This window comes from Mesorhizobium sp. M1423 (assembly GCF_040317575.1).
In the GTDB taxonomy this organism is placed as follows: Bacteria; Pseudomonadota; Alphaproteobacteria; order Rhizobiales; family Rhizobiaceae; genus Mesorhizobium.
Window position 1 is genome coordinate 182,501 of record NZ_JAMYKU010000013.1, and the last position, 5,295, is coordinate 187,795.

General features: G+C 58.9%; 4 protein-coding genes, 1 tRNA gene and 2 rRNA genes (1 of these 7 running past the window's edge). 3 read left to right on the forward strand and 4 right to left on the reverse strand.

The features are described 5' to 3' along the window. The 3 genes from NKG95_RS18250 to NKG95_RS18260 form a co-directional block, all read left to right on the forward strand. Positions 1 to 2,134: ribosomal RNA gene (locus tag NKG95_RS18250) — 23S ribosomal RNA — on the forward strand; it begins 673 nt to the left of the window's first position. A gap of 96 nt (positions 2,135 to 2,230) precedes the next feature. Next, a 5S ribosomal RNA gene (rrf, locus tag NKG95_RS18255) occupies positions 2,231 to 2,345 on the forward strand. A 234-nt stretch (positions 2,346 to 2,579) separates the two neighbouring features. Further along, positions 2,580 to 2,656, forward strand: a tRNA-Met gene (locus NKG95_RS18260). A gap of 66 nt (positions 2,657 to 2,722) precedes the next feature. Here NKG95_RS18260 and NKG95_RS18265 read toward each other — a convergent pair. The 4 genes from NKG95_RS18265 to NKG95_RS18280 form a co-directional block, all read right to left on the reverse strand. Beyond that, on the reverse strand, positions 2,723 to 3,049 hold the full coding sequence (locus tag NKG95_RS18265; RefSeq protein ID WP_353041772.1) for a hypothetical protein: 327 nt from the start codon (positions 3,047 to 3,049) through the stop codon (positions 2,723 to 2,725). Positions 3,050 to 3,371: 322 nt separating this feature from the next. Then, on the reverse strand, positions 3,372 to 3,878 hold the full coding sequence (locus tag NKG95_RS18270) for an L-2-amino-thiazoline-4-carboxylic acid hydrolase (RefSeq protein WP_352849367.1): 507 nt from the start codon (positions 3,876 to 3,878) through the stop codon (positions 3,372 to 3,374). Beyond that, the gene (locus NKG95_RS18275) at positions 3,875 to 4,666 is read right to left on the reverse strand and encodes an ATP-binding cassette domain-containing protein (RefSeq protein WP_353041774.1); all 792 of its coding nucleotides are present in this window, start codon (positions 4,664 to 4,666) and stop codon (positions 3,875 to 3,877) included. The genes NKG95_RS18270 and NKG95_RS18275 overlap by 4 nt, the downstream gene beginning before the upstream one ends. After that, positions 4,663 to 5,295: ATP-binding cassette domain-containing protein (locus NKG95_RS18280; RefSeq protein ID WP_353041776.1), on the reverse strand; the 633-nt coding region annotated here is incomplete at its 5' end. The genes NKG95_RS18275 and NKG95_RS18280, both read right to left, overlap by 4 nt.

The following is a 5,295-nucleotide window of genomic DNA, read 5'->3' on the forward strand; positions in this document are numbered from 1 at the left end:
GCAGCGAAAGCGAGTCTGAACAGGGCGTTCAGTTCGTCGCATTAGACCCGAAACCGAGTGATCTAGCCATGAGCAGGTTGAAGGTAAGGTAACACTTACTGGAGGACCGAACCCATAACTGTTGCAATAGTTCGGGATGACTTGTGGCTAGGGGTGAAAGGCCAATCAAACTCGGAAATAGCTGGTTCTCCGCGAAATCTATTTAGGTAGAGCGTCGACCGAATACCCCAGGGGGTAGAGCACTGGATGGGCTAGGGGTCCTCACCGGATTACCAAACCTAACCAAACTCCGAATACCTGGGAGTAATAGTCGGCAGACACACGGCGGGTGCTAACGTCCGTCGTGAAAAGGGAAACAACCCTGACCTACAGCTAAGGTCCCCAAGTTATGGCTAAGTGGGAAAGGATGTGAGGATCCCAAAACAACCAGGATGTTGGCTTAGAAGCAGCCATCATTTAAAGAAAGCGTAACAGCTCACTGGTCTAAATAAGGGTCTTTGCGCCGAAAATGTAACGGGGCTAAAGCCATACACCGAAGCTTAGGGTTTGCAGCAATGCAAGCGGTAGCGGAGCGTTCTGTAAGCTGATGAAGCCATACCCGTGAGGGATGGTGGAGGTATCAGAAGTGCGAATGCTGACATGAGTAACGTAAGGGGAGTGAGAGACTCCCCCGCCGAAAGTCCAAGGGTTCCTGCTTAAAGCTAATCTGAGCAGGGTTAGCCGGCCCCTAAGTCGAGGCAGAAATGCGTAGACGATGGGAACCACGTTAATATTCGTGGGCCTGGAGGAAGTGACGGATCATTGAGGTAGTCCAATCTTATCGGATTGAAAGGGCTGCTGCGTGGTTCCAGGAAATAGCTCCTCCTTATAGACCGTACCCGAAACCGACACTGGTGGACTGGTAGAGTATACCAAGGCGCTTGAGAGAACTATGCTGAAGGAACTCGGCAAATTGCACGCGTAACTTCGGAAGAAGCGTGACCCTTTCATGCGCAAGCATGGGAGGGTGGCACAGACCAGGGGGTAGCGACTGTTTATCAAAAACACAGGGCTCTGCGAAGTCGCAAGACGACGTATAGGGTCTGACGCCTGCCCGGTGCTGGAAGGTTAAGAGGAGGGGTGCAAGCTCTGAATCGAAGCCCCAGTAAACGGCGGCCGTAACTATAACGGTCCTAAGGTAGCGAAATTCCTTGTCGGGTAAGTTCCGACCTGCACGAATGGCGTAACGACTTCCCCGCTGTCTCCAGCATAGACTCAGTGAAATTGAATTCCCCGTGAAGATGCGGGGTTCCTGCGGTTAGACGGAAAGACCCCGTGCACCTTTACTATAGCTTTACATTGGCATTCGTAGTGGCATGTGTAGGATAGGTGGTAGGCTTTGAAACCTGGGCGCCAGCTCAGGTGGAGCCATCCTTGAAATACCACCCTTATCACTATGGATGTCTAACCGCGGCCCGTTATCCGGGTCCGGGACAATGTATGGTGGGTAGTTTGACTGGGGCGGTCGCCTCCTAAAGAGTAACGGAGGCGCGCGATGGTGGGCTCAGAACGGTCGGAAATCGTTCGCTGAGTGCAATGGCATAAGCCTGCCTGACTGCGAGACTGACAAGTCGAGCAGAGACGAAAGTCGGTCATAGTGATCCGGTGGTCCCGCGTGGAAGGGCCATCGCTCAACGGATAAAAGGTACGCCGGGGATAACAGGCTGATGACCCCCAAGAGTCCATATCGACGGGGTTGTTTGGCACCTCGATGTCGACTCATCGCATCCTGGGGCTGGAGCAGGTCCCAAGGGTATGGCTGTTCGCCATTTAAAGCGGTACGTGAGTTGGGTTCAGAACGTCGTGAGACAGTTCGGTCCCTATCTGCCGTGGGTGTAGGAATATTGAAAGGATCTGTCCCTAGTACGAGAGGACCGGGATGGACGGATCTCTGGTGGACCTGTTGTGGCGCCAGCCGCATAGCAGGGTAGCTATATCCGGACGGGATAACCGCTGAAGGCATCTAAGCGGGAAACCCACCTTAAAACGAGTATTCCCTGAGAACCGTGGAAGACGACCACGTTGATAGGCCGGGTGTGGAAGAGCGGCAACGCTTGAAGCTTACCGGTACTAATAGTTCGATCGGCTTGATCGTTCTCATTCCTAATGCCCATTTCTGGCGACAATCCTTGGATTGCGCCGACATGGATGGCACAGAAAACAGCTTCTCGAGCAACGTGCGTTTTGCCGACCTGGTGGTTATGGCGGAGCGGCTGCACCCGATCCCATTCCGAACTCGGCCGTGAAACGCTCCAGCGCTGATGGTACTTCGTCTCAAGACGCGGGAGAGTAGGTCGCTGCCAGGTCTGCCAAGCGCACGTTGTTTAATCTTCTCCTTACGAACAGGCCCGCCAACGGGGCTCCGGGCCGCGCAAGCGGCCCTTTCATTTGGCGGAAGCTTGAATTCAGTGAGCCAAGGCTTACTTCTAGGGTTGACGCGGGGTGGAGCAGCGCCCCATCCGCCCACAAAGGCCGAAGGCCTTGAGGACGGACAAACAAAAAAGCCCGGGCTGCCCGGCCGGCGGTCGCCGTGAAGTTGACGCGGGGTGGAGCAGCCCGGTAGCTCGTCAGGCTCATAACCTGAAGGTCACAGGTTCAAATCCTGTCCCCGCAACCAAAGTACGAAAACGGCCCGCCTTGTGCGGGCCGTTTTCGTTTGCTCTGAAGTGCAGCGACAGGATACTCAGCGTTCCGCAGCCAATTTTTCGCGTATGTGTTCCGATCCACCTCTCATACGTCGGGCGAATGGCCGATCGGGATTTACGACGCGCCAAAAGGGCGCGCTGCCGTCTTGACTGATATGCACCAAGCGCCGCCGCACAGTCACTGGGCAGCAGGCGTCTGCCCCGTATTTTGCCGCGAGCTTACGTCGTAACTCTGCAAGGTCCGACAAGTGGCCAGGTCGCGCAGCCCGGAGCTCGTCTGCGACCATGTTCTCCGTTGGGATCAGCATGCTCTGCATAAGGTTTTTGCCTTTGCGTCGCGTTTTGACTACCGGCAATTCGCTCATAATTCACCTCCAGGAATTCCACTACAGAAGACGAACAAGAACGCCGCAATCCGACAAATCTCGGATTGATTTGATTGGGCCGTGGCTCGAACCTACGGTTTGAGGCCACAGCCATGAACCCACAAAGACGCCTCCGGCCGGACACTTACCAACGAAGCCGACACAGCGGGACACCGAGGCAGATCCTGTCCGCACCAAATTCCTCGCAATGCAAACATCAAAACCCCCCGGTTGCCTTGCGGCGCCGGGGGTTTTTGTTGGCTCTGTGCTGCCCAACGGGACGGAGCTTTACGTCTTCGCCGACATGGCTCGAACTGCAGCTCTAGCCGGCATCCCGGTTGGTCAAGGCGATGTGGCAGCAGCCGGAACCGTGGCCCGGCGTCCAGGTGACGTTGTCGAAGCGCACTCCGGTGGCCTCGAACAGGCCGCGGTCGAAGGCGCCGGCGATGCGGCAGAGCGTGGCGAGCTTCTTGTCGCCAACGCCAGCTTCGACCCAAGCGTCCTTCAGCGGACAGCGCTTGACCTTGAAGGCGATGCGGCCTTGGCCGCGTTCGACGTCGGTCGGATACATGCGGCCGCCATCCGGGCTGACGGCGAGGAACGCCTCGCCGATCGCCGTTGCGTCGTTCGGGCCGAAATCGGCGAAGGCCGACGCCGCAACCTCCTTGCCGCGCCGTTCGATGGTGCGGATCATGATAGCCTCAGCCTTTTCCGCGCCAACTTCCGCGGTTAGCTCGTCGAGCAACAGACGATAGAGATCGGCGCGGTTACGGAAGGCGGAATCGAGTTCGCGCGACAGTTTTTCGGCTCGGGCTTCGACGTCGGTCATGATGCGTCCTGTTCGATCCTTGACAGTCTTGGCGCTGCCGCCACCAGCGCCTTGCCGATCGCGGATTGCGGCGCGTCGATGACGGTACGGGCATCGCCGCTCTCGGCAATGCGCCCGGCATCCAGAATAATGACCCGGTGAGCGATGGCACGGACGACACCGAGATCGTGCGAAATGAATAGATAGGCGATGCGCTCTTCGCGCTGAAGGTCAAGCAGCAGCCGCAGGATCTGCGCGCGCACCGAAACGTCGAGCGCCGACACGGCCTCGTCGAGCACGACCAGCGACGGTTTTGTGGCGATGGCGCGGGCGATGGCGACTCGTTGGCGTTGGCCGCCGGAGATTTCGTGAATGGCGCGGCCGGCGAGACCGGGGCTGAGGCCGACGCGCTCCAGCAGGGTGGCAATACGGCGCGGGCGCTCGGCACGAGAGGCAATGTGATGGATGCGCAAGGGGTCGTCGAGCACACGCGCCACCGTGGCGCGCGGGTTCAAGGCGGCGAGCGGATCCTGAAACACCATCTGCAGACGAGCGCGCCGGTGGCGCAAGGCAGCGCCGTTCATTGACAGGAAGTCGCTGCCTTCAAATTCGATATGGCCTGCGTCGGGTTCGATGAGCCGCAGCATCAGCCGGGCTATCGTCGACTTGCCGCTGCCTGAAGGTCCGGCCAGCGCCAGCGTCTCGCCAGCTTCGATGTGGAAGGAAACGTTATCTGCCGCGGCAATGATCTTGCCGCCGCGAGGGTATCGTTTGGTCAGGCCGGAAACGGCGAGCAGAGGACTGGTCATGTTCGCTGCAACAGCGGCTCGGCGTCGAGGCCGAGATGAGCGTCAAGCAGCGCCCGAGTGTAAGTGTGCCGCGGCGCACTGACGACCTGCGCCGTCGCACCGAGTTCGATCAATTCGCCATTCCGGAACACGGCGATGCGCCCCGCCAGCTCAGCGGCCAGCGCGATGTCGTGGCTGACGAACAACAGCGTCATGCCGTCCTCGGCCACCAATTGCCGAATTAGCGCGACGATCTCGGCCTGCACGATGGTGTCCAGCGCGCTGGTCGCCTCATCGGCGATCAGCAGTTTCGGGCCGGACGCGATTGCCGCGGCGATGGCGACGCGCTGCTTCTGGCCGCCGGAAAGCTGGTGTGGAAAGGCATGCATAGCCGCATTGGGGTCGGGCAGACGGACCCGTTCAAGCAAGTTTTGGGCCTTCGCGTAGGCTTGCGGCCAATTGAGGCCGAGGTGGGTGTAGGCGACCTCGGCGATCTGCTTGCCAATTGGCATCACCGGGTCAAGGCTCGCCGATGGATCCTGGAAGATGAAGCCGATGTCACGGCCGCCGATTGAAGCATGGTCGCGAAGACTTGCAGGCTGACGTCCCGTCGCACCCCCCTCTGTCCTGCCGGACATGTCCGGCAGGAC

Coding starts and splice junctions, on each gene's coding strand:
- NKG95_RS18270 (WP_352849367.1), bottom strand. CDS start 3,878: ATGACCGACGTCGAAGCCCGAGCCGAAAAACTGTCGCGCGAACTCGAT.
- NKG95_RS18265 (WP_353041772.1), bottom strand. CDS start 3,049: ATGAGCGAATTGCCGGTAGTCAAAACGCGACGCAAAGGCAAAAACCTT.
- NKG95_RS18275 (WP_353041774.1), bottom strand. CDS start 4,666: ATGACCAGTCCTCTGCTCGCCGTTTCCGGCCTGACCAAACGATACCCT.